This window comes from Kitasatospora sp. NPDC048298, assembly GCF_043201465.1.
Classification (GTDB): domain Bacteria; phylum Actinomycetota; class Actinomycetes; order Streptomycetales; family Streptomycetaceae; genus Kitasatospora.
Genome location: NZ_JBICYZ010000025.1, coordinates 35711 through 61495, shown reverse-complemented (window position 1 = coordinate 61495; position 25785 = coordinate 35711). Strand labels below are relative to the sequence as shown.

Annotated in this window: 20 protein-coding genes and 2 pseudogenes; 10 read left to right on the top strand and 12 right to left on the bottom strand. The window is 72.6% G+C overall.

The genetic code is table 11. The features are described from left to right. Positions 1 to 298: 298 nt before the first annotated feature. Entirely contained in the window at positions 299 to 850 is a 552-nt protein-coding gene (locus ACGF0D_RS19875) for an EF-hand domain-containing protein (protein ID WP_392917954.1), read from the bottom strand. A 305-nt stretch (positions 851 to 1155) separates the two neighbouring features. On the opposite strand from ACGF0D_RS19875, the gene ACGF0D_RS19870 reads away from it, so the two are divergent. The 3 genes and pseudogenes from ACGF0D_RS19870 to ACGF0D_RS19860 all read left to right on the top strand — a co-directional run. Continuing rightward, positions 1156 to 2028: an SDR family oxidoreductase gene (locus ACGF0D_RS19870; protein ID WP_392918051.1), complete on the top strand. Its 873-nt coding sequence runs from the start codon at positions 1156 to 1158 to the stop codon at positions 2026 to 2028. Positions 2029 to 2692: 664 nt separating this feature from the next. Then, a pseudogene (locus ACGF0D_RS19865) lies at positions 2693 to 3347 on the top strand (IS630 family transposase); the annotation flags it as partial. Between the two features lie 527 nt (positions 3348 to 3874). Further along, a pseudogene (locus ACGF0D_RS19860) lies at positions 3875 to 4468 on the top strand (ArgP/LysG family DNA-binding transcriptional regulator); the annotation flags it as partial. A 611-nt stretch (positions 4469 to 5079) separates the two neighbouring features. Here the strand turns inward: ACGF0D_RS19860 and ACGF0D_RS19855 are convergent. Continuing rightward, on the bottom strand, positions 5080 to 5976 hold the full coding sequence (locus tag ACGF0D_RS19855; protein ID WP_392917952.1) for a hypothetical protein: 897 nt from the start codon (positions 5974 to 5976) through the stop codon (positions 5080 to 5082). A 178-nt stretch (positions 5977 to 6154) separates the two neighbouring features. Between ACGF0D_RS19855 and ACGF0D_RS19850 the strand changes: the two genes are divergently transcribed. Continuing rightward, complete coding sequence (locus ACGF0D_RS19850) at positions 6155 to 7849, top strand: immunity 49 family protein (RefSeq protein WP_392917949.1); 1695 nt, start codon at positions 6155 to 6157, stop codon at positions 7847 to 7849. Between the two features lie 222 nt (positions 7850 to 8071). Further along, positions 8072 to 10822, top strand: coding sequence for a DUF6493 family protein (locus ACGF0D_RS19845; protein WP_392917946.1), 2751 nt, complete (start codon positions 8072 to 8074; stop codon positions 10820 to 10822). 115 nt (positions 10823 to 10937) lie between these two features. On the opposite strand, the gene ACGF0D_RS19840 is transcribed toward ACGF0D_RS19845, so the two are convergent. The 9 genes from ACGF0D_RS19840 to ACGF0D_RS19800 all read right to left on the bottom strand — a co-directional run bounded on the left by ACGF0D_RS19840 (position 10938) and on the right by ACGF0D_RS19800 (position 19898). After that, positions 10938 to 11765 (bottom strand): ABC transporter permease, encoded by an 828-nt coding sequence (locus ACGF0D_RS19840; RefSeq protein ID WP_392917943.1) that lies wholly within the window; start codon positions 11763 to 11765, stop codon positions 10938 to 10940. Positions 11766 to 11780: 15 nt separating this feature from the next. Further along, the gene (locus ACGF0D_RS19835; RefSeq protein WP_392877059.1) at positions 11781 to 12677 is read right to left on the bottom strand and encodes an ABC transporter permease; all 897 of its coding nucleotides are present in this window, start codon (positions 12675 to 12677) and stop codon (positions 11781 to 11783) included. A gap of 3 nt (positions 12678 to 12680) precedes the next feature. Continuing rightward, complete coding sequence (locus tag ACGF0D_RS19830; RefSeq protein WP_392918048.1) at positions 12681 to 13886, bottom strand: ABC transporter substrate-binding protein; 1206 nt, start codon at positions 13884 to 13886, stop codon at positions 12681 to 12683. 55 nt (positions 13887 to 13941) lie between these two features. Continuing rightward, a complete protein-coding gene (locus ACGF0D_RS19825; protein ID WP_392917940.1) occupies positions 13942 to 15009 on the bottom strand; it encodes an ABC transporter ATP-binding protein in 1068 nt (355 codons plus the stop codon). A gap of 663 nt (positions 15010 to 15672) precedes the next feature. Beyond that, positions 15673 to 17067: an amidase gene (locus tag ACGF0D_RS19820; RefSeq protein WP_392917938.1), complete on the bottom strand. Its 1395-nt coding sequence runs from the start codon at positions 17065 to 17067 to the stop codon at positions 15673 to 15675. Next, entirely contained in the window at positions 17054 to 17275 is a 222-nt protein-coding gene (locus ACGF0D_RS19815) for a hypothetical protein (RefSeq protein WP_392877066.1), read from the bottom strand. The genes ACGF0D_RS19820 and ACGF0D_RS19815 overlap by 14 nt, the downstream gene beginning before the upstream one ends. A 51-nt stretch (positions 17276 to 17326) precedes the next feature. Then, entirely contained in the window at positions 17327 to 18235 is a 909-nt protein-coding gene (locus ACGF0D_RS19810; protein WP_392917935.1) for an MBL fold metallo-hydrolase, read from the bottom strand. Positions 18236 to 18322: 87 nt separating this feature from the next. Further along, a complete protein-coding gene (locus ACGF0D_RS19805) occupies positions 18323 to 19069 on the bottom strand; it encodes an MFS transporter (RefSeq protein WP_392917932.1) in 747 nt (248 codons plus the stop codon). Positions 19070 to 19313: 244 nt separating this feature from the next. Further along, on the bottom strand, positions 19314 to 19898 hold the full coding sequence (locus ACGF0D_RS19800; protein ID WP_392877071.1) for a TetR/AcrR family transcriptional regulator: 585 nt from the start codon (positions 19896 to 19898) through the stop codon (positions 19314 to 19316). A gap of 162 nt (positions 19899 to 20060) precedes the next feature. Between ACGF0D_RS19800 and ACGF0D_RS19795 the strand changes: the two genes are divergently transcribed. Then, complete coding sequence (locus ACGF0D_RS19795; RefSeq protein WP_392917929.1) at positions 20061 to 20468, top strand: hypothetical protein; 408 nt, start codon at positions 20061 to 20063, stop codon at positions 20466 to 20468. A gap of 91 nt (positions 20469 to 20559) precedes the next feature. Next, complete coding sequence (locus ACGF0D_RS19790) at positions 20560 to 21465, top strand: NAD(P)H-binding protein (RefSeq protein WP_392917926.1); 906 nt, start codon at positions 20560 to 20562, stop codon at positions 21463 to 21465. Between the two features lie 87 nt (positions 21466 to 21552). Here the strand turns inward: ACGF0D_RS19790 and ACGF0D_RS19785 are convergent, their stop codons facing one another. Continuing rightward, positions 21553 to 22536: a GlxA family transcriptional regulator gene (locus ACGF0D_RS19785; RefSeq protein WP_392917923.1), complete on the bottom strand. Its 984-nt coding sequence runs from the start codon at positions 22534 to 22536 to the stop codon at positions 21553 to 21555. 71 nt (positions 22537 to 22607) lie between these two features. Here ACGF0D_RS19785 and ACGF0D_RS19780 point away from each other — a divergent pair, with 71 nt between their 5' ends. The 3 genes from ACGF0D_RS19780 to ACGF0D_RS19770 all read left to right on the top strand — a co-directional run bounded on the left by ACGF0D_RS19780 (position 22608) and on the right by ACGF0D_RS19770 (position 25784). Continuing rightward, positions 22608 to 23240: an HD domain-containing protein gene (locus ACGF0D_RS19780; RefSeq protein WP_392917920.1), complete on the top strand. Its 633-nt coding sequence runs from the start codon at positions 22608 to 22610 to the stop codon at positions 23238 to 23240. Between the two features lie 265 nt (positions 23241 to 23505). Then, complete coding sequence (locus tag ACGF0D_RS19775; protein WP_392917918.1) at positions 23506 to 24567, top strand: fatty acid desaturase family protein; 1062 nt, start codon at positions 23506 to 23508, stop codon at positions 24565 to 24567. A 71-nt stretch (positions 24568 to 24638) separates the two neighbouring features. Beyond that, the gene (locus ACGF0D_RS19770) at positions 24639 to 25784 is read left to right on the top strand and encodes a glycosyltransferase family 4 protein (protein ID WP_392918046.1); all 1146 of its coding nucleotides are present in this window, start codon (positions 24639 to 24641) and stop codon (positions 25782 to 25784) included. Position 25785 lies beyond the last annotated feature (1 nt).

Genomic DNA, 25785 nt, shown 5'->3' with positions numbered 1-25785 from the left:
TTCACCGCCTCAACCGCACTGCAACCGCACTCGGAAGGCCACTGCCGATCGGGCAGAGCGTATGCCGGGAATGCGGTTGCAGTGCAGCTCGTGCGGGTCCGCTCAGAGGGCGTGCGATAGGGGTCCCCCAACTGCCCGGCTTTGATCTACGAGGAACTGCCGGATCGGTCACGCTCGATGATCCAGTGAGCCATGGTGAATTCCATGGCAAGTCGCCTGACCGCCAATCCGGACAGAATTGGGCAATACCTCCACCCGAACCTCTCTGCGGCAGCCTGAATCGGTATCGAACAGCCTCTCAGACGTGCCCGAAGAACAGGCTGCCCGGCGCGTCCGGGTCGTTCGAGAGGAAGTGCTCGCGCACCGCGCGGATAAACTCCTGGCGCGAGATCGCACCGTCGCCGTCGGTGTCCAGCTTGACGAACATGTCCATCGCGTCGGGGGCGTCACTCTTCCACACGTCTCGCAGGAAGCGGGCGAACTCGTCCTTGCTGATCTCGTTGTCGCCGTTGACGTCGATGACATCGAAGATCGCGTGGCCGCCGCCTTCGGTGACGTTGAGGCGGCTGGTGTCGACGACCGCGAGACGGTTGGCCATGACGAACTGGTCCTTCGTGAGCCGGTCGCCGTCCACGCCCGCGTGACGCAGCAGTTCCAGCCAGTAGATCTGGCAGAAGGTCTGGAGTGCCCTGGCCCGGCGGTCGTTCTTGTCGAGCTTGTACGCCTGGATGTAGCGGTCGGCGAGCTTCTGGTAGTCCGTCCAGTCCAGGAAGCCGTCGTGATTGGCATCCATCGTGTCGAACGTGCGTTCCAGCTTTGTCGTGATGATGTCCTGCACCGCAGCGGTCATGTGTCCTCCTTTGGAGGCGAAGTGGAGCATGTTATGAACAACAGTTACTTGACCGATCACGGGGTGCAACTTGCCGAGGTGCGCCCGACTCGCGTTTCACCCCATCAGACGTACTCTCACAGCTTGTGGAGTGCACCCTTCGGGAGTCGGCGAATCTCCCACGCGAGTTCATCCCGAACCTCTTCGGCGACACCCTCTACTGTGAAGGCGGCCAATTATCGGCTATAGGCGGATGAATCGGAAGGCGTGCCTGTCCGCCCCAAGTCCTGAACTGGAGTGATCGAGTGTCGAGAGCACTGGGGCCGATGCCACCCGCAGGCCGAGCCGTACTGATCACCGGAGCCTCCTCCGGCCTCGGGGAAGCCTGCGCGCTCCACCTGTCCCGGGTGGGCTTCCACACCGTCGCCGGAGTCCGCCGGCCCGAGGATGGAGAGCGACTGCGGGCGGCCGCCGCCGGACGGCTGACCCCGGTGATCATCGACGTGACAGGCGAGAAGTCGGTCCAGGCGGCCGTGCACGAGGTGGCCGAGCTGACCGGCGAGGCCGGGCTGTGGGGGCTGGTCAACAACGCCGGCATCGCGGTCACGGCTCCACTGGAATGCCTTCCGGCGGAGCTGATGCGCCGACAGCTCGACATCAACGTGATCGGTCAGCTGCAGGTGATTCAGGGATTCCTGCCGCTGCTACGAGTCGGCGCAGGGCGCATCGTCAACGTTTCCTCGGGCCTTGGGAACGTCGCCCTTCCCTACCTCGGTGCCTATGCCGCCTCCCAGTTCGCCAAAGAGGCACTCAGCGACACGCTGCGCCGGGAACTCGCCCCGCAGCGGGTTCCGGTCGTGGTGATCCAGCCGGGCGCTGTCCTGACTCCGCTCTGGGGCAAGATGTCGGAGGAGGGCAACCGGACGCTGGAGAGCGCCCCGGCGCCGGTCCAGGAGCTGTACCGGCAGCCGTTCCTGCAGTTCATGGCCGACAACGAGACCTCGGCCCGCAGCAGCCACACCACCCCCGACGACGTGGCGCGCGTGGTTTTCCGCGCACTGGTCAGCCGACGGCCCAAGACTCGGTACACCATCGGCCGGGACGCGACCGGCAGCCGCGTGCTGGCCCGGCTGATGCCCGACCGCGCGCTGGACCGGATCTTCGGTGGAACGTCGACGTGGACACACCTCAGGAACTGATGGACCTTTTCGCCCCGGACGGCTACCGAAAGATGCTGGACTGGTTGCACTCACGGGGTGAGATTCTCGCTCTCAGAATCGAGGGACGCTCCTACCCTGGAAGGGCTTGCCGCAGTTTCGCCTCCCCCGCCGTGCGGTCGGCCGAGCCCGTAAAGGGCGAGTGCGTAGCGGGCGCGGAACCGGAGGACGCCGAGGGCATCCGGTTTCTTTACGGTCATCGACTGGCCGTCCACCTGCTGTACGAGTGGGCAGGCCGGGCGAAGCCGCCACGCTGCAGGGCGGTTTCAGCCTGGCGCCTGCCGCCGCCGGGGGTCTGGGGGCTTGTGCGGTCATAGTCCGGATTTCTTTCCGCGATTTGCGGAAGCGCTGGAACAGGGTGGATCGCCGGTGGTGAAACCTCAGAGGCAGAGGCGAAGCAGGAGATCGTGGCGGCTCGCTCGGATGCTTCACCAGCCAGGAAGTCGGACAGCCCGAAGCAGCGAGGTAACGTCATGCGCGCCGCGAGGCAAGGAATCCCACTGGGAGTCAATCTTCTGCCATCGGAGCATGTCTGAGCTGGTGTTATTGATCCGAAACGGTAGGGGTCTGGGTCGTTGAACACCGCGTGAGCGAACTGGTGGAGGACACACGACACTTGTCGCCGTCGACACAGGAAGCGTTGCGGCTGCGGGCGGTGGCCGCGTTGCTGGAAGGCCGGGGACGGCGAGGACGTGGCGGCGGTGTTCCAGGTCTCGCTGACGGCGGTTGACGGCTGGTGGGCGAAGTGGCTGGACGGCGGGCGAGAGGCGCTGATCGGGCGTCCGCGCGGGCGGCGGGTCGGAGAGCATCAGGAGCTGTCCGAGGCCGAGAAAGCGGCAATCCGGCAGGCCGTCCTCGACCACCATCCCTGTGACCTGGGACTTTCGGGGCAGTTGTGGACACGTTCCCAGGTAGGTGCGCTGATCGCGAAGCTGTACCGGGTCCGGTTGACCGAGCCGGGGGTGGGCAAGTACCTGCACCGCTGGGGGCTGTCGTTCCGGCCTCCGGACAAGCGCGCCGTCGAGCAGGATCCCGAGGCGGTGCGCGGCTGGCTGGAGGAGACCTGGCCGGCGATCCGCACACAGGCGAAGGCCGAGGGCGCCGAGGTGCTGTTCGCCGGTCAGGTCGGCATCCGCTCCGACCAGGTCACCGGCCGGACCTGGGGCGCCAAGGGGCGAACCCCGATCGTGCGCCAGACCGGGAACCGCTTCTCGGTCAACGCCATGTCCGCGATCAGCACCAAGGGCCGCAGGCACTTCATAGTCTTCACCGGCACCTTCGACGCGATCGACCTCACCCGAATCCCCGACCCGGCCATCGCCGCACTCGGCCTGGCCAACACCTTCTCCGCCCCACCGGCATCCGTGGCGTTCATCCTCAGCCTCACCCTCAGCGCGAGCGGCCTGCTGCTGGCCTTCGACGACATCCACGAGAGTGGCCTGCGCCGGGACACACTGGTCGTCGCCCATCTCGCCATGACGTCCGACGGCGCCCGTCCGCCAGATCGGCAGGGACCTCGGCCTGCGGGACCGCACGGTCGCCAGATCGCTCGACCGCCTGTCCTCCGACGGTCTCGTGGTGCTCGACGCCGAGGGCGAAGCGCTGCCGATGCGCTCCTACCGCCTCACCGACTGATCCACCAGCCCCGGGCCCGACAGCCCCGGAGAACCCATCGGCCCCAAGGAGACAGCACGAGCACTCATCACATCGACTTCCACCCAGGCGTCGCCACCGCCACCACCGAGCACCGCGCGAGCCGCTACGCCCTCGCCAGCCCCCGCCTGCGGATCGTCCCAGACGACTTGATCGTCTGCGCCTTCCAACCTGCAGCGACTCCCTCGCGACCTGGTTCCTGCCCGCGCTCACCCGGGTGCCACAGGACCCGCCGATCTGCTTCGAGCTGCACCGGGAGGACGAGGCCCACACCACCGCCCTGCTGCGCGAGGGCCAGGTGATGGCGGCCGTCACCTCCTCGCCCGACCCGGTGGCCGGCTGCACCGCGCGGCGGCTCGGGCTGGCCCGCTACCTGGCCGTGGCCACACCGGAGTTCGCGGCCCGGCAGCTCACCGGGGACCTGGCCGAGGACCTGTGTCACGCCCCCACCGTGGTCTTCGACCGGCGCGACGAGCTCCAGGACGAGTTCGTCCGGTCCCTCACCGGAGGGCGGTCGGGCGCCGGGCGGATCCGCCACCTGGTGCCCGCCTCGGACGGGTTCCGGGACGCGGTGGCCGCCGGTTTCGGCTGGGGCCTCGTGCCCGAACCGCAGGCCGAGCCGCTCCTGCGGTCCGGCCGACTGGTGGAACTGGCGCCCGCCCGGCCCATGGACGTCGCCCTGTACTGGCAGCAGTGGAAGCTGGATTCGCCCGCCCTGTCCACGGTCGCCGAGGTCGTCGCGAAGGCCGCCGCCGAGGCCCTGCTGGCCGAACCCACCCGCCGCCGGCCACAGGCCGGCCCGGGTGCGCCCGGGACCTCGTCCAGCGTGGGTCGAGGGGGCTGCTCACTGCCGGGTGGTGGTGGCCGGTTGCTGTCGGCCGTACCGGTCGGCGTCGCGGCGGTGGGTGCCACGGATACCGGCGCCGTGTCGAAGGACGGGTGAACGCATGCGGACCGGGCATCATGAAGGCGGCCGCTTGTCGCCCGGGGTGGAGGGGTGGGCTGTGCGGAGGAGGTTTCGGGTGCCACTCACGCTCTTGCTCGTCTTGTTGACGGTGGTCGTCACCGCCCTCGTTCTCCGCTTGCCTGCCGGCCATGGGGACCGATCGGACGATCCGGGCGGTCACCACGACCCGCCCGTCTACCAGCCCCCGCAGTTCCCGCCGCCGCCCTACCCGGGGTGGCCGGGGCCGCCCCCAGGGGCACCCGTCTTCCCCCTCCGGTAGCACCGACCGGATTCGCACCGGACTCGGCCCGCCCGGAGCCCGGCGGAGGCGAAGACGCCCGGAACCGTGAAGTCCCGGGCGCCTCACCGGGGTTACCGCTTGGACAGCGCCCCCCGGGCGGCCGGGGGGCGGGTTCGATCGAACGCCTCCGGGATCAGGACGACTTGGTGATGGTGTAAACGACGTAGACGCCGCACTGGGCACCCGACCCCTGCTTGGTGACGACCCAGCCGGCCGGGATCGGGGACGGCCCGCAGACCTGCATGCCGGTCTGGTCAGTGACCCTGACGATGGTGTACGTCCCGTAGGTGCCACAGGCGGCGGAGGTGGTCTGGATCGCGGTGATCACCCAGCCGGCCGGGACGGCGGACTGTCCGCAGTCCTGGAGGGTGCTCTGGGTGGTGACCTTCAACAGCGAATACAGCGGGTAGCTGCCACAGCCCGCGCCGTTCTGCATCGCCGTGATCACCCAGCCCGCCGGAACCGGGGAGTTGCCGCAGGCCTGGACGGAGGTCCGGTCGCCCAGCGGCACGAGGGTGTAGGTGCCGTAGGTGCCGCAGGCCGGGGAGACGGTCTGGATCGCCGTGATCACCCAGCCCGGCGGGATCGGGGACTGCCCGCAGTCCTGGAGGACGGTCTGGTCGGTGACCTTCAGCAGCGAGTACAGCGGGTAGCTCCCGCAGGTGCCGGCGCCGCTCTGCATCGCGGTGATCACCCAGCCGACGGGTATCGGCCCGTTCGAGCAGGCCTGGACCGAGGTCAGGGCCGAGGCGTCGGCGATGGTGAAGAGCCCGTAGCCGCTGCAGCCGGACCACTGCTCGCTGACGATCACCCAGCCGGTGGGAACCGGGGTGTAGCCACAGATCGTCGTCGTCCCGCCGGCCTGCGGCGCGGTCCGCACGGCCTGCACCGCCCCGGCCGTCCGCGCGGCCGGCGAACCGACCGTCTGCGCGGCCGCCTGCGCGACCGGCGCACCGGCCAGGGTCAGACCTCCCAGCAGCAGCGCGGCCACCGCCAGTCGGCGGGACAAAAACCGTCTCAGTCCGGGCATGCGCATCCTTGATCCTCCCGATCGTTCCGGCCTGTTGGCGCCTGAGATCTTGTCAGGCCCACACCCTCGTGACCAGACCTGCGGGGACGGGGGACGGTGTGCTGCGGGCCCCGGCGGACCGCGATGTCCGACCCGCTGCCTACTCTGGGTCCGAGTCGACGATCAAGGGGGCAGGACCGTGCGGATCGAACGTCACCAGGTGGACGGGGAGCGGCTGGCGCAGGCCCGCGAGGACTTCGTGAACCGGATCGGCAGGCAGGTCCACTCCTACTCCCGCGCCGGCCTGATGACCACGACGGAGTGGCAGCTGATCGCCGACTCCTTCCTCGACTACCTCGGAGCGCTCTCCACCACCCGGCCGGACCTGGACTCCGCCGAGGCCAAGGCCGTCCTCGCGGACGCCGCCGAGGCCGCCGCCGGCGCCGTCTCCTTCGCCGCCTACTACCCACACGACCGCTTCAGCGTCTTCCTCGACTACCCGAACTTCGGGATGGGTTACGACCCGGAGTACGGGCAGGAGCGCGACCCCCGCCACCGGGTCACCGCCCGGGAGTGGCTCGACGCCTTCTGCCTGGCGATCGTCGCCGACAAGGACTCCGTCCACGGCGAGGCCTTCAGCTGGGCACGGCAGTTGATGCCGGACGAGCCGGTCACCCCCGCCCTCGAACTCGTCGACGGCTTCGTCGCGCACTTCTTCGAGGAGGCCGGCCTCCCCGCCGCGTCCACCGAACCGCAGCCTGGTCTGCGCGCGCTGCGCGCCCTGACCGACGGGGACCGCGACGCCTTCGACGCCGCCCTCCTCGCGCTCGTCCAGGACGGCCCGCACGGCACCGGACCGGCGAGCCTCCTGCCGCTCGTCCCGATCGCCCTCGCCGCTCTCGCGTACCGCACCCACGGCTGGACCCCGGCGGTCGACACCGACTACCTCCCCCACGCCCTGGTCACCGGCTTCGAGGCCCCCGGCCCGCGTGTCCGGGCCCTGGGCCGCGACCCACGCCCCGACGCCGTGGCCCGGCTCGCCGCCGGGCCCGTCGACCTCGACCGGCCGTTCCCGGCCCGGCCGCTCAGCCCGGACGGCGCGGCGCGGTTCGAGCGGCGCACCCTGGAGGCCATCACCCCGAAGGAGGGCGAACCGCTGGACGCGTGGGAGCTCACGGGCGCCCTGCGCTACCAGAGCCACCTCCTGTCGGCGCGCGCCTCGGAGTCCGCCGACGCCACCGATGCCCTGCTCGCCGACCTGCGGCTCGGCTCCCAGCTGGGGGCCGCCGTGTTCCGGGTCGCCCTCGCCGAGCCGGGCACCGAGGCCGAGGTGACGATCGACGGGCGGACGCTGCGCTTCCCCGCCCGCCGGGACAGGGACTTCGGCCCGACCTTCTGGGAGAGGGCCCTGTCCTTCGCCCTGATCACCGGCAGCTACGAGGACCTCGAACCGCTCGTGCTGGCCGGTCCGGCGATCGCCGCCGAGGACCGCTACCCGTTCGCCTCGTACCGCACCGCCCTGCACGACCACCTGCGCGGAGCCGACCCGCTCCCGGCCACCGAGCGGGCCTTGGAGGAACTGGAGCGAACCGGGGGCCACGGCTTCCTCCCGCCCCCGGTCGTCCTCTTCTCACAGCTGGTCCGGGGTGACGAGACCAGCTTCAACCTCGCCCTGCTGGACGCCCTGGAAGCCCACCGTGACCACCACTCCGTCGCCGACCGCGCCACCTACCCGGGTGCCGCGCTCAGCCTCGACGTCCTCGGTCTCGCCTGCCACGCGCGCCGCAGCCGCGGCTGGGCCGTCCACGTCCGGTCGCCCTACCTCCCGTCGCGCCTGCTCCAGGCGGCCGGGCGCGCCCGAGGGGGTGTTCGGGAGCCGAAGGCCGCACTCTGACCGCCCGACGGTCCGGCAGGTGTCGACGGCGCCCGGGGGCAGGTGTCGACGGCACCCGGGCCGTCAGCCGTGAGGACCGGGAGAACGTGGTGGTCGGCCAGGCGGTTCCGGCTGGTGGCTTCGGAGCGTCGGTCACACCCCCGGGCAGCCCGGCCGCCCGCCCGGCTGTCAGTGGCGAGCGCTATGTTCACGAACGTCGATCAGACCTGATGGAGGGGCATCGTGACGGATCCCAAGAGCGGGACGATCAGCTGGGAGGAGGTGCGCGCGCTCATCGCCGCGCGGGTTCCGCAGGGGGTGATCGAACGGCTCTCCCCCGTGCCCGCCGCCGAGCTGGGCCATCTGCGCGCTCCGCTGCGCAAGCTTCGCGCCGAGCTCTCGCGCGAGCTCTCCTCGGGCGACACGACCCGGTATTGCGCCGCCTACGATCAGCTCGCCGCGCTCCAGTTCGCCGGAATCCACTCCGCCGCCACTGCCGCCCAGGCCCTCGAGTGGCTGACGACCCGCCCGCTCCTCGACATCACCTGGCCCCTGCCCGGCGGCGGTTCCACCAACCCGGACCACCACGTCCTGCTGACCGCCCTGCTCTCACCGCACCGGGATCAGGCGTTCCACCGCGAACTCGCGGTCCGGCTCGCCGAGTGGATGCCCGCGCGGGGCCGCCACGACCGGTGGCTGATCACCCACGGCCTCGCCGTCTGGTCGGGCGCCGAAGTCCCCGTCACCGACGGCTACGTGATCGGCTGGTTGCGCGAAGGTGACTCGATCCGCTACCCGTACCACCGCGAGATCGGCGAGTGGTTCGCCCTGCGGGGCCTGCGCGAGCCGGTGCCGCACCACGACACCCTGCTCTCCTGGCTGCGCGCCCAGCCCAGGCTGGCCGAGTTCGTCCGCCGCCTGTTCGAAGTCCCGGACGTGGGCACCGAGTTCACCGATCCCTACGCCGCCCGCTTCGGGCCGGACAACGAATGGCCCAAGGCGCTCACCGCTCTGGCGGGCGAGGGCGTGCTCGACCGCGCCGAGCTGATCGACCTCTGCCTCGGAAAACTCCTGCGCGGCGACCGGCCCGGCAACCTGCGAGGTTTCCTCCAGCTGTACGCCGCGCTGGCGCTCGACTCCGAGGAGGTCCTCGCCCGGGCCCGCGATCACGTCCGGCTGGCCGCCGACGGCGCACCGACCGCCGCCAAGGCCGCCCAGGCGGCGCTGGTGCCCGTCGACGACCGGCTCTCCGCCGGAGTGTTCACCGAGTTGACGGCCACCGTCCTGGCCCGCCCGGAGAAGACCCTCGCCACCACCCAGCTGAGCCGCGCCGCCGCCGCCCTGCGCCGCGACCCCGCCACGGCGGACGGCCTGCTGCCCGCCGTCGGCGTGGCCTTCGCCCACCCGGCTCCGGCCGTCCAGGAGCGCGCCCTGCGTCTCGCCGCCCAGCACCTGTCCGGCGTCGCACCGGCCACCGCCGAGGCCGTGCGCAGCGCCGCCGCCGCCCTCGGCCCGGCCCTGCGGCCCGAGTCCCACCGTTTGCTGGCCATCCGGGCCCCAGGGATGGCGGAAGCCGCCGAACCGCACGCCGCCGAACCGCTCGTGAGCCAGGTCGCGCTGCCTGCCGCACCCGCCGGCCCGCTCGACCTCGCCGAGCGGCTGGCGGCCCTGACGGCCGACCGGGTGCCGGACCCGGGCGAGTTCGAGGTGGTCCTCGCCGCCCTCGTCACCGAGCACCACCGTGACGCCGCGGCTCTCCACGCCGCCCTCGCTCCGCTCACCGCGGGCCGACGCGACGAGCCGATCACGGTCTGGCAGGCCCACCGCCTCGAGGAAGCGCTCGGCTGTCTGCTCGACGCCCTGACCGGCCGCGGCCACCCGGCAGCGCGGCACGCCGCCGAGATGCTCGAGTGGCCCGCTCACCTCCGCAGTCCGGGGACCATCCCGGTGCTGCGCGTGCTGGAGGCGGCGGCCCGGATCGGGCAGGCACCGGTGCCGCTGCTGCTCGCCACCCCGACCGCCGCCGACGGCGCCGTCGATCCGGCGGTGTTCACCGAGCGGTTGGCGGCGCACCGGGACGCCGGGGCCGTGCCCTGGCCCGCCGACCTGGCCCAGTCCCTGCTCCGGCTGCCCCCGCACGCGTCGGCGGCGGCCCGTTCGGCCGCCGCCGAACTCGGCTGCGAGCTGCCGGCCGACACCCCGCCGCCCACGCCGGACGCCTTCCACATCCAGGTGCCGGGCCAGGTCGAGCGGGCCGCCCCGTACGGGGTGCTCGACACGATCGTCCGTATCGCGCCGTTCGTCCGCACCCCCGAACCCGCTCCCGAAGGCGTCACCGGTCTGCTCCACGCCCTCCCCGACCCGGCCGAAGCCGGTCTGTTCGTCGGCATGATGGGACCGCGTCCCGGCCTGCTCGCCCAGCTGCCCTGGGTGGCGCCCTGGCATCCGGAGACCGTCGCCGCACACGGCCTGCCCTCCCTGGTGTCCCAGACGAACTCCTCCGGCCACCACGTCCTCAACCCCTGGCTGCCCCGGCTCGCCGAGGTCCCGGGTGAGCCCGCGGCGGTCTACCACCTGGCGCTCGTTTACGGGCTGACGGCCGCCCGTGCGGAGAACCGCACCGTGGCGCTGGACGCCCTGCTGGTCCTGAACGCGCGCGGGCGGTTCCGTCCCGAGGTGCTCGGCCAGTGGATCGCGGCGCTGTGGCGGCTGACGGCGGCCAAGCCGAACCGGTTCCTGCCCGTTCTGGCCGACGCCGCGCGCAGCGGTGCGGGCCGGCCGGTCTGGGAGGTGCTCGCTGCCCTGATCTCCGTGCTCGCCACCGAGGAACCGGGCGTGCGCGGACTGGCGGACGCCCTCGCACTGGCCGCCGAATGCGCGGCGGCGGACGGCATCCGGACCGCTCTGCCCGCCCTCGACGCCCTCACGGTCTCGACCGCGCCCCGCCGCGTGCGGACGGAGGCCGCCCGGCTGGCCCGAATACTCGCCTCGTGACGCGCCCGCGGCCCGGGCGGAAGGTCGGCGGGTGGGCGGGCCGGCTGGTCGGCGCCGGGGAGCGTGTGCGGTTGCTGTCGGGGACGCGGTGCCCTGTTCGGCGTGTCGCCGGCGGTCATGGGGACTGCGGGGAAGGCGCGGCGGTGGGTCCGTCGGCGGACAACCGCTGGGCCAGGTGGATCGGGACGACGGAGATCAGGACCAGGACGGCGGCCACGACGTTGACGACCGGGGCCTGGTTGGGCCGGGCCAGGTTCGCGTAGATCCAGACGGGCAGGGTCTGGAGGCCTGGTCCGGCGGTGAACGTGGTCACCACGATCTCGTCGAAGGACAGCGCGAAGGCCAGGATTCCGCCCGCCAGGAGTGCGGGCCGCAGGGCCGGGAAGGTGACGTGTCGGAAGGTCTGGAAGGTGTGTGCGCCCAGATCGGCCGAGGCCTCCTCGGCCGAGGGCGAGGTCCGGCGAAGCCTGGCGACGACGTTGTTGAAGACGACGACGACGCAGAAGGTGGCGTGCCCGATGACGACGGTGAGCATGCCGAACCCGATGCCGGCCGGACCGAGCACCGCACGGAAGGCTGCGTTGAGGGCGATGCCGGTGACGATGCCGGGCAGCGCGATCGGGAGGATCACGAGAAAGGAGACTGCTCGCCGGCCGAAGAACCGGTACCGCTGGACGGCGAGGGCGGTCATGGTTCCCAGGACCAGTGCCACCAGGGTGGCCCCGGCTCCCGCCTGCAGTGAGGCGACGAGTGCGTGGCGGACGCCGTCGGACTGCCAGGCGCGCACCCACCACTCGGTGGTGATTCCGGCCGGGGGCCAGGCGAAGGAGCGGTTTCGGTTGAACGAGTTGAGGAGGACCAGCAGCAGTGGCAGGTAGATGACGGCGAGGCCGCCGATCATGGCCACGCGCAGCACGATCCGGGTGCGGCGGGAGAGGATCACGGCTGTCCGGTTCCCTCACAGCGAGTCCAGGGCGCCCGAGCGACGCACGGCGAGCAGGTAGCCGACGATGATCACCACCGGTACGCAGGACAGGGCGGCGGCCAGCGGCAGGTTGAGCGTGACGTTGTCGGCGATCGCCGTGCCCAGCATCTGGGTCCTGCCGCCGACGATCCGCACGGCGATGTAGTCCCCCAGGCTCAGGGAGAACGTGAGGACGGATCCGGCGAGCACCGAGGGCTTGACCAGTGGGAGGACCACCGAGCGGAAGGTCCTCCCGGCGGAGGCGCCGAGGTCGGCCGAGGCGTCGAGGAGGCCGGGAGGCAGGTTCTCCAGACCGGCGAGGATCGGCAGGATCATGTAGGGCAGCCACAGGTAGGAGAGGACGACGACGATCGCCGCCGTGCCGTACCCCGGGCTGGTCAGTCCGAAGGGGCTGCCGAGCCAGTCGAGGATGCCGCCCCGGCTGAAGACGACCCGCCAGGCGTACGCCTTGACCAGGTAGCCGGCCCAGAGCGGGGTCAGCACGGCGACCACCAGGAGCCTGCGGGTGCGCGGCCGGACGACCAGGGCCATGGCGAAGGCCATGGGGAACGCCACCGCGGTATCGATCGCCGTGACCGCGGCGGCGATGGCGAGCGTGCGCAGTGCGATGGTGCGGTAGACCGGGTCGGTGAGGACGGTGGTGAAGTTGGTGGTGTCCCAGACCCGGACGACGTTGTAGGTGAAGCTGTCGACCGTCCAGAACGCAGAGAGGAGCAGGACGGCGAGCGAGCCGAGGTAGGCGAGCACCAGCCAGGCCATCGGCGCCGCCAGCAGCAGTGTCAGCCGCAGCCCGGCGTGCCGGTGCAGGACGGAGGCCGTCCGCCGCAGGCCTCCCCGCCGCGGTGGCGGGGCGGTCACGTCGTTCGCCACCGGTCAACCCTTGATCCCGGTCCAGGCGGCGGTCCAGGCGGCGTAGTCGGTGCAGGACGCCCCGCGGCCGTCCAGGCAGTTCTTGACGGGTGTGGTCCAGGAGTGGACGTTCCTCCAGTAGGCGTCGTCGGAGGCGTGGAAGACGGTGCAGAAGGCCTTGTCGGATGTGTGGTCGCAGGCCTTGGCGTTGGCGGGGGCCTCGCCGAACCATTCGGCGACCTGGGCGTTGGCCTCCGGCGAGACGATCCAGTCCATCCACCGGTAGGCGCAGTTGGGGTGTGCGGCCTTCGCCGACACCATCCAGGTGTCGGACCAGCCGGTCGCGCCTTCCTTGGGGAGCACCGCCCGGACGGGCACCTGGTCGGCCTGTGCCATGTTGGCGATCACCTGCCAGGTGGTTCCGATCACCGTGTCGCCGGTCTTGAAGGAGTTCTCGGCCTTCTGGTAGTCGCTCCAGTACTCGCCGATCGCCTTGTGCTGGGCCTTCAACAGGTCGACGGCGGCCTTGAGTTGGGCATCGTCCAGGGCGTAGGGGTTCTTGATGCCCAGGTCCGGTTCGGTCTTCATGAGGTACAGCGCCGCGTCGGCGATGGAGATCGGGGAGTCGTAGGCGGTGACGTGCCCGGCGTAGGCCGGGGCGTCCTCGAAGACCGCGCGCCACGAGTCCGGTGCGGGTGAGACCTTGTCGGTCCGGTACATCAGCAGGTTGGCACCGCGGCCGTGCGGAATGCCGTACATCCGGCCGTTCACGGAGTTCCACGGCTGGTTCTTCAGGTTCTCGAAGACGTCCGCGTAGTTGGGCACCAGGCCGGTGTTGACGGGCGCGACGTCGCCGGCCGCGATCAGCCGGAGCGTCGCGTCGCCGGACGCCGAGACGGTGTCGTACTGGCCGGTTTTCATCAGGGAGACCATCTCGTCCGAGGTACCGGCGATCTTCGTGTGGACCTTGCAGCCGGTCTGCTGCTCGAAGGGGTGGACCCAGTCGACGTTGCGGTCGTCCGAACCGTCTTCGGCGTAACCGGCCCAGGCGATCAGGTTCACCTGGCCCTCGCCGGCGCCGAGGGATCGGAGCGCGGGCAGTTCGGGTGGGTTCGGGCCCTGGGCGGAGTTCGTTCCGGTGGTGCCGGCGCACCCTGCGATCAGGAGGAGGGCGGCCGCGGCCGCGGTCACCGTGCGGGCGAAGGTGCGTTTCGGGGCGGGGACGGGCATGCGCAAGGTCCGATCTTCGGGGGGGGGGGAGGGTTGGGAAGCGGTTCTCCGCGGGCTACTCGGCGACGCGGACCATGTGCCGGCGCTGCCAGGCCAGTACGACGTCGGTGCCGCTGTGACGCAGGACGGCGGCCGCGCCGTCCTCGGCGTTCTGCCGTACGGCGGTCAGCCGACCGCCGGCCTCCAGGTCGATCAGGAATCTGGTGTGGCCGCCCGCGTAGAGGACGTCGGCCACGCGCCCGGTCGTCGACAGCTCGTCGGGGGCGACGGGGTCGTCCGGGCGCGTCAGGCGGATCTTCTCCGGTCGGATGCTGAACGGCCCGGCCTCCCCCACGACCTGTTCGGCCACCGGGCCGTCCAGGAGGTTGGAGGTGCCGACGAAGCCGGCGACGAAGGCCGTGGCGGGACGCTCGTACACCTCGGCCGGAGACCCGACCTGCTCGATCCTTCCCGCGTTGACCACCGCGAGGCGGTCGCTCATCGTCAGGGCCTCCTCCTGGTCGTGGGTGACGAGGACGAAGGTGATCCCGACCTCGCGCTGGAGTTGTTTGAGTTCCAGTTGCACGTCGTGGCGGAGCTTCAGGTCGAGGGCGCCGAGCGGTTCGTCGAGCAGCAGCACCTTTGGGCGGTTGACCAGCGCTCTGGCCAGCGCCACCCGCTGACGCTGCCCGCCGGAGAGCTGGGAGGGCCGGCGCGGCTCGAAGCCTTCGAGCCGGACCCCGGCGAGCGCGGCACGCACCCGCCGGGCCCGCTCGGCCCTGGGCACCCGGCGGACCATCAAGCCGTAGCCCACGTTCTGCGCGACCGTCATGTGCGGGAAGAGCGCGTAGTCCTGGAACACGGTGTTGACGTCCCGGTCGAACGGCGGCAGGCGGGTGACATCGGTTCCGCCCAGCAGGACCCGGCCGGAGGTGGGGGCCTCGAAGCCCGCGATCATGCGCAGCACCGTGGTCTTCCCGGACCCCGACGGGCCGAGGAGTGCGAAGAACTCGCCCTCGCCGACCTCCAGGTCCACGCCGTCGACCGCACGGACGCCGCCGTCGAAGGTCTTCGTCAGCCTTTCGAGCCGGACCGCCGCAGGGGCGGCGGGCGCCGGTCGCGGCGGTCGGTCGTCGTTCGTCATGTCGTGCGGCCCTCTGCTCGGCGTCGCCTGCCCCCTCCGGAGAGCGGGCCGTGCGGCCCGGCCCGCGGAAACCCGGGAGCATTCACTCGGTCCGGCCACGAACGCCCGCGGGCCGTACGGCGGTTGGGGCCGGTCTCCTTCGAGTTCCCCGACAGGCTCGCCGCGCCGGGCTCGCGCAGCCCACGGAAGCACCGCGGTTCCAGCCGACGATGCGGGTCCAAGACCACTTCTGCCGCCCTCCGTCTACGGACCGGACAGCAGCAGAGTGCCGGGCACCGGCCCTCGGCACCCCAGGAACCGGGCACATGTCACCCGTACGTGGCTGGGCGCCGACGACTACCGGGTCCGTCGACCGACCCGGGCCCGGATCAGCCGCTACACGACACGGGGCCGCGGCCCCGGAGCTGATGCCTCGTCGCGGTGAGCACCGTTGCGGTACCGGGGCCGCGCCTCGGCGCGAGGGAGCACCGCCGTGCCGCAACCGGCGGCGGGGACGGGTGCCGGCCGTGTGCGGATCCGGGACCGCGGCCGTGGGGGAACGGCCGCCACTCGTGCGGTCCGCTCCGTCGTATCGGTTCCCGGCGTTGGAGTGTGGAACGTGCTCTGGCCGTTCGTTTGACCGGGGTTGGGGCGGACAGCCGGTTTCCGCCGCCTGTCGGTGGTTCAGGGGGTCGAGGCGGGGAGGCGGGTGGTCGGCCGGGTCCGTTCGTGGGCGTGGGCGACGCGCAGGAGGGTGGGTTCGGCGAGCGGGCGGGCGAGGAGTTGGAGGCCGATCGGCAGGCCGGCGGCGTCGTGGCCGGCGGGGACGGTGAGGGCGGGGACTCCGGTGATGTTGGCGGGGGCGTTGAGGCGTACGTAGGCGTCGGAGACGGACTCGACGGTGCCGTCGGGCCAGGTGACGTCGGCTTGGCCCGCGGGGGCAGCGGTGAGCGGGACGCTCGGGGCGGCGATCACGTCGACGTCCTGGAACAGCCGGTCCCATGCGGCGCGCATGAGGGTGCGGGAGCGCTGGGCGCGCAGGTAGTCGCCGGCGCCGAGGAGTTCACCGGCTTCCAGGAGGACGCGCACGTCGTCCTGGTAGAGCTCGGGGACGGTGCGCAGGGCGCGTTCGTGGTAGGCGCCGGCCTCGGGGACCATCAGGCCCCACTGGGTGGCCTGGATGTAGCGGGTCATCGGGATGTCGACCTCGACGAGCCGTGCCCCGAGGCTCTCCAGGGCGGCGATGGCGTCGCGGACGGCGGTCTCCACCTCCGGGTGGACGTGGTCGAAGTAGTAGGTGCGCGGCACGCCGACCCGCAGCCCGGTCAGGTCCGTCGAGGCGTCGGGCCGGTAGCCGGTGACGGGGACGTACAGCGAGGCGGGGTCGCGCGGGTCGTGCCCGGCCAGCGCGGTCAGGACCAGGGCCGCGTCCTCGACGGTGCGGGTGATGGGGCCGACGTGGTCCAGCGACCAGGACAGCGAGGTGACGCCGTGCCGGGGGACGAGACCGTAGGTGGGCTTGAGGCCGACGACCCCGTTGAGGGCGGCGGGGACCCGGATGGATCCGCCGGTGTCGGTGCCCAGGGCGAAGGTCGCGGCGCCCGAGGCGACGGCGACCGCGGAGCCGCCACTGGAGCCGCCGGCGACCCGGTCGCGGTCCCAGGCGTTGCGGGTCTGCGGGGTGGTCAGGCCGAAGGCGAACTCGTGGGTGTGGGTCTTGCCGAGCAGGATCGCGCCGGCGGCGTCCAGGCGTGCGGCGACCGTGCTGTCGGCGCTCGCCCGGTGGCCGGCGCGGACCCGGGAACTGGCCGTGGTGGGCGTGCCGTTGACGTCGATCAGGTCCTTGACGCCCATCGGGATGCCGTGCAGGGGCCCGCGGTGGCGGCCGTGCGCGATGTCGTGTTCGGCTTCGCGCGCGGCCCGCCGGGCCCGTTCGGCGGTGACGGTGACGTAGGCGCCCAGGTGCCCGTCGACCGTCTCCAGGCGTTCGAGGACGGAGTCGACCAGTTCGACGGGCGACAGCCGGCGGGCGTGGATCGCCTCTGCGGCCGCGGTGAGGGTCAGTTCATACGGCTGCATCGGGCTTCTCCTGGACGGGGTGGTAGGCGGCGGCGGGCGGAACGTCCGCGAAGTCCAGCTCACGCAGGACCGACACGACGCGGTGGATGTGTTCGGCGACGGCGGCGACCACGGCATGGCGTTCAGCGGGCAGGACGAGTCCGGCGCGGACGGCCCAGCGGGCGGCTTCCGGTGGTGTGAGGTCGGCTGGTGTGAGGTCGGCGGGCACGGAGGTGCTCCTTCTCGGTCGAGGGGGTGCGGCGGCGGGGTCCGGGTGTGGTCAGGCCGGCAGGCGGGTGCCGGGCTCGGCGTGCAGCCGGTAGCGGCCGTCCTCGCGGCGGACGGTGCCGGCCGTGGGGTGCGGGAAGTGGGTGCCCAGCAGCAGCGTGTCGGTGTCGGCCAGGGAGTCGAGCAGCCGGGCGCGGGTGCGGATCGCCTGAGCCGGGTCGAGGTCGACGCAGCTGTGGACGTGGGGGTGGGACAGCTGCACGGGGTGGTGGATGCTGTCGCCGGTGATCAGCGCCCGGCGGTCGCTGCCGCGCAGTTCGACGGCGACCTGGCCCGGGGTGTGGCCGGGGGCGGGGACCAGGAGGACGCCCGGGGCGACCTCGTGTCCCCACTCGGGCACGGTCACCGGGTCGTACTGTCCGGCGTCGCGCACGGGGTGGACGGAATCGCGGAACATCTGGGTGCGGGCCTCGTCGAGGTCGGCGGCGGCCCAGTGGTCCCATCCGGTGCGGCTGGTGAGGTAGCGGGCGTTGGGGAAGGTGGGGGTCCAGTCCCGGCCGGTGCGGCGGGTGTTCCAGCCGACGTGGTCGGTGTGCAGGTGGGTGGTGATGACCAGGTCGACGGACTCCGGCGGGAAGCCGGCCTCGGTCAGGCGCTCCGGGAAGTCGGTGTCCAGGCCGTTCCAGGCCGGGTTGGCACGCGGCTTGGCGTTCCCGATGCCGGTGTCCACGACGATCCGCAGCCCGCCCGCCCGTACCGCGAAGCTGTGGCTGGCCAGGCGGGGCACCTCGGCGTCGGCGAAGGCGGGGCGCAGCCAGGGGGCCTGGTCGAGGACCTCCTTGGTGGCGTCGGGCAGCAGCCAGGGGCCGGTCTGGCGCGGGAGTTCGATCTCGTCGACCCGGTGGACGGTGATGTCGCCGAGACTCCATGCCGTGCCGGTGGCGGGGGTGGTGGTACTCATCGACGGGTCCTTTCGACGGGGCGGTGCGGGAGGAGCTGTGCGGTCGGGTGACCGGGGGCCGGGTGTCGGGTGTCGGGTGGCCGGGGGTCAGGCGGTGTAGCCGGCCAGGCCCGCCGCGGCCGTCAGCGTGAAGAAGACCAGGCCACCGGTGACCTGAGGGGCGTGCGGGGCGATGAGCCGGGCGAGGGAGGGGCCGAGGGAGGAGTAGAAGCCGCCGAGCGCCCAGGCGGCGACGATGCCGGGCGCGGCAAGGGCCATGACCGGACGGGAAGCGGGAGCGAGGGCGATCGCAGGGCGCAGCGAGCGCCAGGCGCCGGGGTGGCGGCGAGCGGTCTCGGGGGTGCGCGGAAGGACGGCGGCCTGGGCGGCGAAGAGCAGGAACAGCAGGACGTAGACGGTGTGGGTGGGGGCGGGGGCGTACCGGGCGAGGGCGGTGGCGGCGAGCACGCCGACGGCCATACCGGCCACGGGGGCGATGCCGTTGACGGCGGCCGCCCGGCCCGGGCGGCGGGGATCCTCCACGTCGAGGAGCGCGGCCCCGGCGGCGCTGGTGGCGACACCGGTGGCCAGGCCCTGCAGAACGCGGGCGGCGATCAGCGCCGGGACGTCCCGGGCGGTGGCGAAAACCAGCATCGCGGCGGCCTCGGCCAGCAACGCTCCGGCGAGGACCGGGCGCCGCCCCACATGGTCGGAGAGGGTCCCCGCACTCAACAGGGCCGCCAGCAGAGCGAGAGCGTAGGCGCTGAACACGACCGTGAGCGTCAGGGGCGAGAAGTGCCAGGCGCTCTGGTACAGCCCGTAGAGCGGAGTCGGCGCGCTGGACGCAGCCAGCAAGGCGACCAGGACCGAGGCGTACAGCCGGAGAGCCCCACGGCGACCCAGTACACGCCGACGGGCCGGTTCCGGCCGACGGGCACCGCGGTGGCCCGGAGCGGGCAGCCGGAAGGCACCGTCCGGGCCGGGGGTGCCGTGGGGGTGTGACGGGAAGGTGACACAGGACATGGAAGCACCTCGAAGCCTTAAGGCGAATGCTTTGCGTTAAGCACTCTAGGCATCCGGGGCACCGAATCGCAAATATTTAGCTTTTAGGTGTCGGGGAAGGCGCGGTACGGCCCAGCGCCGCCGCGACCAGGTGGTCCGTGTAGTCCCTGGACAGGTCCGAGGGGCGGAAGAGGATCCGGTACATCAGCGGGGAGACGACGACGTCCAGCAGGGTCTCCACGTCCGGCACCGCCTCCCCCCGCCCGGCCGCCCGCACGCCCACGGCCTTCAACTGCTCGGCGGCGTAGTCGGAGCAGCGCACCGCGTTGCCCTGCCCGGGATCGCCCAGCAGGGCGTCGCGGATATAGGTGCGCCCCGCCGTCGAGCCCATCTCCTCGGCGAACTGCTCCACCCACGCCTCCAGATCCGCCCGCAGGCTGCCGTGATCGGCCGGCGGGGCATCGGGACGCAGCCGCTCCACGGCCACATCGGACAGCAGCTCCCGCAGATCCCCCCAACGCCGGTACACGGTCGAAGGCGTCACCCCGGCACGCGCTGCGATCAACGGCACCGTCAACGCCTCCCGCCCCACCTCCGCCTCCAGATCACGCACCGCCTGGTGCACCGACTGCTGAACACGGGCACTGCGCCCGCCAGGACGTGTCGTCGCTCGGGAAGTCATACCCACAGCTTAATGCGAAGAAATTGCGTCCGCCCGGCCACGAACCCGCCCCGCCCCGCCCCAGCCGGGCGGGCCCGCGCACCCGGGGAGTGACGGCCACCAACCGCTTCGAGCCCCTCACGGCCACTGGCAGGAAACCGCCGCCAGGCCGGACCCGCGACGGTGGCAGGCGGCCTCGTCCTCGGTCGGCTGACGGCCCGCCGCACCGTCCTCATCGGCACCGTGGGCGTGCTGCTGGGCACCGCCGTGATCGAGGCCGGAGTCGCCGCCGGGCTGCTCCCGCTGCTGTGGGTGGGTGGCATCATCGGCGGCGTGGGCTTCGGTGCCTCCTTCTCCGGCGCCCTCCGCGCCATCACCCCGCTTGCCCGTCCCCAACAGCGGGCCGGACTCTTCGCGGCCGTGTACGTCGCCGCCTACCTGAGCTTCGGAGTCCCGGCCATCATCGCGGGGCTGCTGATCGCCCCCGTCGGCCTGCTTGGCACCGTCCTCGGCCACGGCGTCGCCGTCCTCGCCGTGGCGGCCCTCGGACTGATTGTCCAATACCGCCTCGACGCCGATGCACGGCCCTGATGGGAAGGCCGCGGTGGACTACTCCGGTCGCGCCGTGGCCACCAGGTCAGTCACCCTGGTTTCCAGTCATGAACACGCCTTGGAGGACACTGTGCAACCGATTCTGGTGACGGGGGCCGCCGGCCGCGTGGGCGCGGTCGGACGGTCCGTGGTCGAGGACCTGCGGCAGCGAGGCCTCCCGGTCCGCGCCATGGTACGCAGCGACGACGAGCGCGCCGAGGCGCTACGGGCGACGGGCGCCGAGGTCGTCCTCGGGGACCTGACCCGCGTCGACGACGTTGCCGAGGCGCTGGCCGGCTGCCGGCGGGTGTACTTCGGCATGGGCGTCTCCGCCCAGTACCTGCAAGCCGCCCTCACGACGGCGGCCGTGGCGCGGGCGGCGGGCCGACTGGAGGTGTTCGTGAACATGTCGCAGCTGACCGTCTCCGAGCTGGGCCTGAGAGACACGGGCGAGTCGCACCAGCACCGGCAGCAGTGGCTGGTCGAGCAGGTCCTCGCCTGGTCGGGGCTGCCCGTGGTCGAGCTCAGGCCCACCGTGTTCCTGGAGAACCCACTCTTCCGCGTCGGTCTGTCCTCGATCCCGGTGGACGGCACCATCAGGCTGCCCCTCGGACGGGCCCGGACCTCCCCCGTCGCCGCCGCGGACGTCGCCGCGGTCGTGGCGCAGGTGCTGGCCGAGCCGCAGCCGCACCTCGGCCGGGTGTACGAGCTGACCGGCCCGCGCTCACTGGACGGCCCGGGCCTCGCCGCCGAGGTCTCCGCGGCCCTCGGCCGGCCGGTCCGCTACACCGACGTACCGCTGGAGGAGTGGATCGACCACGACCTCAGGCCGCTGGAGCTGCCGGCTCACGTGTTCCAGCACATCTCCACCATGGCCCGCCTGCACGCGGAGAACCGCTACGACCGCCGGGCCGACGGTGTGGAGCAGGTCACCGGCCGCCCTGCCACCGGCGTCGGCGACTTCGTCCGGCGCAACGCCGACCGCCTCGCGATCTGACCGACGCCCCCGACGACGGCCCCGGCCTCCCGGCGCGGAGTTCCCTTCTCGGCAGCCCACTCGGGCCCTGCGTTCGAACCGTACGCGTTACGCCTTGACGGTCCTGAAAGTGCCCCGGTAGTCCGCGGGGGACGTGCCGACGTGGCGGTGGAAGGCCGCCCGGAAGGCGGCAGGGCTGCCCAGGCCGCTGAGCCGGGCGACCTGCTCGACGGGTGTCGTGGTCGTCTCCAGGAGTTCGCGGGCCCAGTCGATGCGGGCCGCGGTGAGCCAGGCCATCGGGGAGGTGCCCGTCTCCTGCCGGAAGCGGCGGATGAACGTCCGGCGGGACATGTGCGCGCGGAGGGCCAAGTCGTCCACTGTCTGTCGGCGGGCGAGGTTGTCGAGCATCCAGGTGCGGACCGGTCCGAGGCCGTCGCCACGTGCCACCGGCCGGAATCGGTCGATGAACTGCGCCTGTCCGCCCTGGCGTTGGGGTGGGGCGACGAGCACCCGGGCGCGGGCGTTGGCGGCCGCGGCGCCGAAGTCCCGTCGGATGACGTGCAGGCAGAGGTCGATGCCCGCGGTCACGCCCGCCGAGGTGAGGACGTCGCCGTCGTCGACGTAGAGCTGGTTGGGCCGCACGTCGATCCGGGGGTATCGGCGTTGCAGCGCGGCGGCGTCCCGCCAGTGGGTCGTCGCGGGGCGCCCGTCCAGCAGCCCGGCGGCCGCCAGGACGAACGCGCCTGTGCAGATCGACACGAGGCGGGCTCCGCTCGCGTGCGCCGAGCGGATCGCCGTCAGCGCCGCGGCGGAAGGCCGGCTGTCCGGGTCCTGGTACCCGGGGACGACGACGGTGCCGGCGTCCCGCAGCGCCTCCAGCCCGGCGGACGCGGCGACGGTGAATCCGCCGCTGTCGACCGGCCCGGCGGCGGGATCCGTGCAGACGGTGACCCGGTAGTGCGGGTCCGACCCGAAGGTCTGCACCGGGATGCCGAGGTCCAGCGGGAGCACCCCCGGAAGTGCCAGCACCGCGACGCGGTGCCCTTCGGTGACCGGCGTGCTCAGGATGGTCGCGCTCGGCGTGCTCGGCATGGCACGATCCTAGCGACCCATGGCCCCCGTGCCACTGTCGCGGGCAGGACGCCGGTTCCTAGCCTTGAGCCATGGACCTCTCACTCGATCTCCCCACCGGCCCCCTGGCCGAAGCCGTCCTCTCCGCCGTGCGGACCACCGAGACCCCGGCGGTGGCCAACCACAGCGTGCGCAGCTTCCTCTTCGCCCAGCTCCTCGCCGCCCACGAGGGCTGCCTGGACGACGCCGCCTACGACCGCGACCTGCTGTTCGCCGCGACCGTCCTGCACGACCTCGGCACCGGCACCCTGGCGAAGGGCCAGGCCCGCTTCGAGGTGGAGGGCGCGGACCTGGCAGCCGACCTGCTGCGCCGGCACCACGTCCCCGAGACGGACGTCGACCGCGTGTGGGAGGCGATCGCCCTGCACGCCTCCACCGGCATCGCCGAGCGCCGCGGCCTGCTGTCCTACCTCACCCACGAGGGCGTGGGCACCGACTTCGGCCGCAACGCGGACGTCGTCGCCCCGCACGCGCAGCGGATCCACGCCGCCTACCCCCGGCTGGCCATGGTCCGCTCGCTCGTCGACGCGATCGTGGAGCGGGCCGCCCACTCGGCGGCCGCGGCACCCCGCTACTCGCTCGGCGGTGAACTGCTCCGCGAACGCCGGGCCGACGGCATCACCGGCCTGGAGCTCGCCGCCGCCACGTCCCCCTGGGGGGAGTAGCCGCCCGACCGCCGAGGCCGGTCGGACCGCCACGACTGGAGGGCCCCGGTCGCACCGCGCAGACCGAACGACGAACGCGCGAGCGGCGTTCGGACTCGTGACGGAACGACGAGGGAGGTTTCCCCCCGATCCCGCCGTTTCCACAGACGAACCCGAGCGGTTCCAGGACAGCGGCGGTCCGGGTACGGGACGCTGAGGAACCGGCCAGGGCCGTGCGGCGAGACCGCCGCGACCGGCCGGAGCGACCCGAGACCGGGATGGTGGGATGACCGTTCAGGACACCTCGACCGCCGGTACCGCCCGGCACGGCGACTTCACCGAGCTGCACCGGCGCGTCTCGGCCGCCGGTCTGCTGCGCCGGCGCCCGCTGTACTACGCCTGCCGGAGCGCGGCGCTGTTCGCCGCGCTGGCGGCGCTCCTGACCTGGTTCACCGTGCTCGGCGCCAGCTGGTGGCAGCTGGCCCTCGCGCCCCTGTTCGCCCTGGTGCTCGGCCAGTTGGCACTGCTCGGCCACGACGTCGCGCACCGTGCGGTGTTCACCGGCCGGCGGGCGACCGACCTGGCGGGCATCCTGCTGGGCAACCTCGTGGTCGGGATGAGTTACGGGTGGTGGGTCGACGACCACAACCGGCACCACGCACACCCGAACCGCGAGGGCCACGACCCGGCCGCAGACTCCATCCTCTTCGCCCGGACCACCGAACAGGCCCTCCGGACCAGGGGGTTGCGGCGGTTCGCGGCCAGACACCAGGCCGCGCTGTTCTTCCCGCTGCTCTCCCTCCAGGGACTCGGCCTGCTCGTCGCCACCTGCCTGGCCCTCACCCGCGGGACGGTCCGTCACCCGACCCTCGAACGTGTCCTCGTCGCGCTGCACTACGCCCTGGCCACGGCCCTGCTCGCGGTCGTCCTCTCCCCGCTCCAGGCGCTGGCCTTCACCGTGCTGTGCACAGCGGTGCTCGGCGTGTACCTGGGCTGCGTCTTCGCGCCCAACCACAAGGGCATGCCACTGACCGGCCCGGAGACGGAGCGCGAGGACTTCCTCCGTCGACAGGTCCTGCCCTCCCGCAACCTGCGGGCCGGCCGGTTCGTCCACGGCGTCTTCGGAGGTCTGGGCCACCAGATCGAGCACCACCTGTTCCCGGGCATGCCCGTGGTGGCGCTGCGCCCCGCCTCGCGCATCGTCCGTGCGTACTGCGCCGAGATCGGCCTGCCGTACCGCGAGGCGAACCTCGCCGACTCCTTCCGGGAGATCCTGCGGGACCTGCGGGCCGTCGGCCGTTCCCTCGCGGCGGCGCAGGCCCCGGCGAAGTCGCGGGGCGCCCGGTGATCGGCGTCCCGGACGGCCCGACGCCGCCGTCGGCCGCCGGGTGGCCGGCCGGAAGCGAACGGCTCCGGGTCCTGATCGTCACGGAGTCCTTCGCCCCGCGGATCGACGGGGTCGCCCACAGCGTTCTCCGGACGGCCGAGCACCTCGCGGCCCGGGGCCACACCCCGGTCGTCGTCGCGCCGGCCGAGCGGGCCACCCGGCGGTACGCGGGCGGGCGCCGTGAGCGGGCGTACGGCTACGAGGTGGTCCGCGTCCCATCCCTGCCGCTGCCGGGCTACCCGGAGGTGCGGGTCGCCCTCCCGGGACGGCAGGTGGCCGACGCCGTCGGACGGTTCGGTCCGCACGTGGTCCACCTGGCCGGCCCGTTCGTGCTCGGGGCCGCCGGGGCTGCCGCGGCCGCCCGGGCCGGCCGCCCCTGCGTCGCGGTCTACCAGACCGATCTGGCCGCGTACGCCCGGACCTACCTGCCGGTGCTCGGCGCGGCCGGACCCCGACTCGCCTGGCGGCGGCTGCGGCACATCCACGCCTCGGCCACGCGGACGCTCGCGCCCTCCCGGGCTTCGCTGCACGCCCTGGCCGCGCACGGCATCCCCAGGATCCACCTGTGGCCACGCGGCGTCGACTGCGCACGCTTCCACCCCCGGCATCGCGACGAGGCCCTGCGGCAGCGACTGGGCCGCCCCGGCGAGATCCTGATCGGGTACGTCGGGCGCCTGGCCCAGGAGAAGCAGCTCGACCGGCTCGCGGAGGTGTCCCGGATCCCCCGCGCGCGGCTGGTCGTGGTCGGCGACGGCCCCTGCCGCGCCCGGCTGCAGGCCGCACTGCCGGACGCCGTCTTCCTGGGCCGCCGCACCGGCCACGAACTCGCCCGGCTCTACGCCTCGTTCGACGTGTTCGCCCACACCGGACCGTTCGAGACCTTCGGCCAGACCCTCCAGGAGGCGATGGCGAGCGGCCTGCCCGTGGTCGCCCCGGCAGCCGGCGGCCCGTTGGACCTCGTCCGGCCCGGACGCACCGGCTTCCTCATCCCGCCCGGTACGACCGGAGGGTTCCGGGATGCCGTCGAGCGGCTCGCCCGTGACCACGACCTGCGGCGTGCGTTCGGACAGGCCGGCCGCACCGTCGTCACGGACCGCAGCTGGGAGACGGTGGGCGACCGACTCGTCGAGCACTACCGGCTCGCCGTCGCGGAGACCGCCGGCTCCTTGCGGTGCTGAG

Coding starts and splice junctions, on each gene's coding strand:
- ACGF0D_RS19875 (WP_392917954.1), bottom strand. CDS start 850: ATGACCGCTGCGGTGCAGGACATCATCACGACAAAGCTGGAACGCACG.
- ACGF0D_RS19870 (WP_392918051.1), top strand. CDS start 1,156: ATGCCACCCGCAGGCCGAGCCGTACTGATCACCGGAGCCTCCTCCGGC.
- ACGF0D_RS19855 (WP_392917952.1), bottom strand. CDS start 5,976: ATGCCCGGACTGAGACGGTTTTTGTCCCGCCGACTGGCGGTGGCCGCG.
- ACGF0D_RS19830 (WP_392918048.1), bottom strand. CDS start 13,886: ATGCCCGTCCCCGCCCCGAAACGCACCTTCGCCCGCACGGTGACCGCG.
- ACGF0D_RS19825 (WP_392917940.1), bottom strand. CDS start 15,009: ATGACGAACGACGACCGACCGCCGCGACCGGCGCCCGCCGCCCCTGCG.
- ACGF0D_RS19820 (WP_392917938.1), bottom strand. CDS start 17,067: ATGCAGCCGTATGAACTGACCCTCACCGCGGCCGCAGAGGCGATCCAC.
- ACGF0D_RS19810 (WP_392917935.1), bottom strand. CDS start 18,235: ATGAGTACCACCACCCCCGCCACCGGCACGGCATGGAGTCTCGGCGAC.
- ACGF0D_RS19800 (WP_392877071.1), bottom strand. CDS start 19,898: ATGACTTCCCGAGCGACGACACGTCCTGGCGGGCGCAGTGCCCGTGTT.
- ACGF0D_RS19785 (WP_392917923.1), bottom strand. CDS start 22,536: ATGCCGAGCACGCCGAGCGCGACCATCCTGAGCACGCCGGTCACCGAA.
- ACGF0D_RS19780 (WP_392917920.1), top strand. CDS start 22,608: ATGGACCTCTCACTCGATCTCCCCACCGGCCCCCTGGCCGAAGCCGTC.
- ACGF0D_RS19775 (WP_392917918.1), top strand. CDS start 23,506: ATGACCGTTCAGGACACCTCGACCGCCGGTACCGCCCGGCACGGCGAC.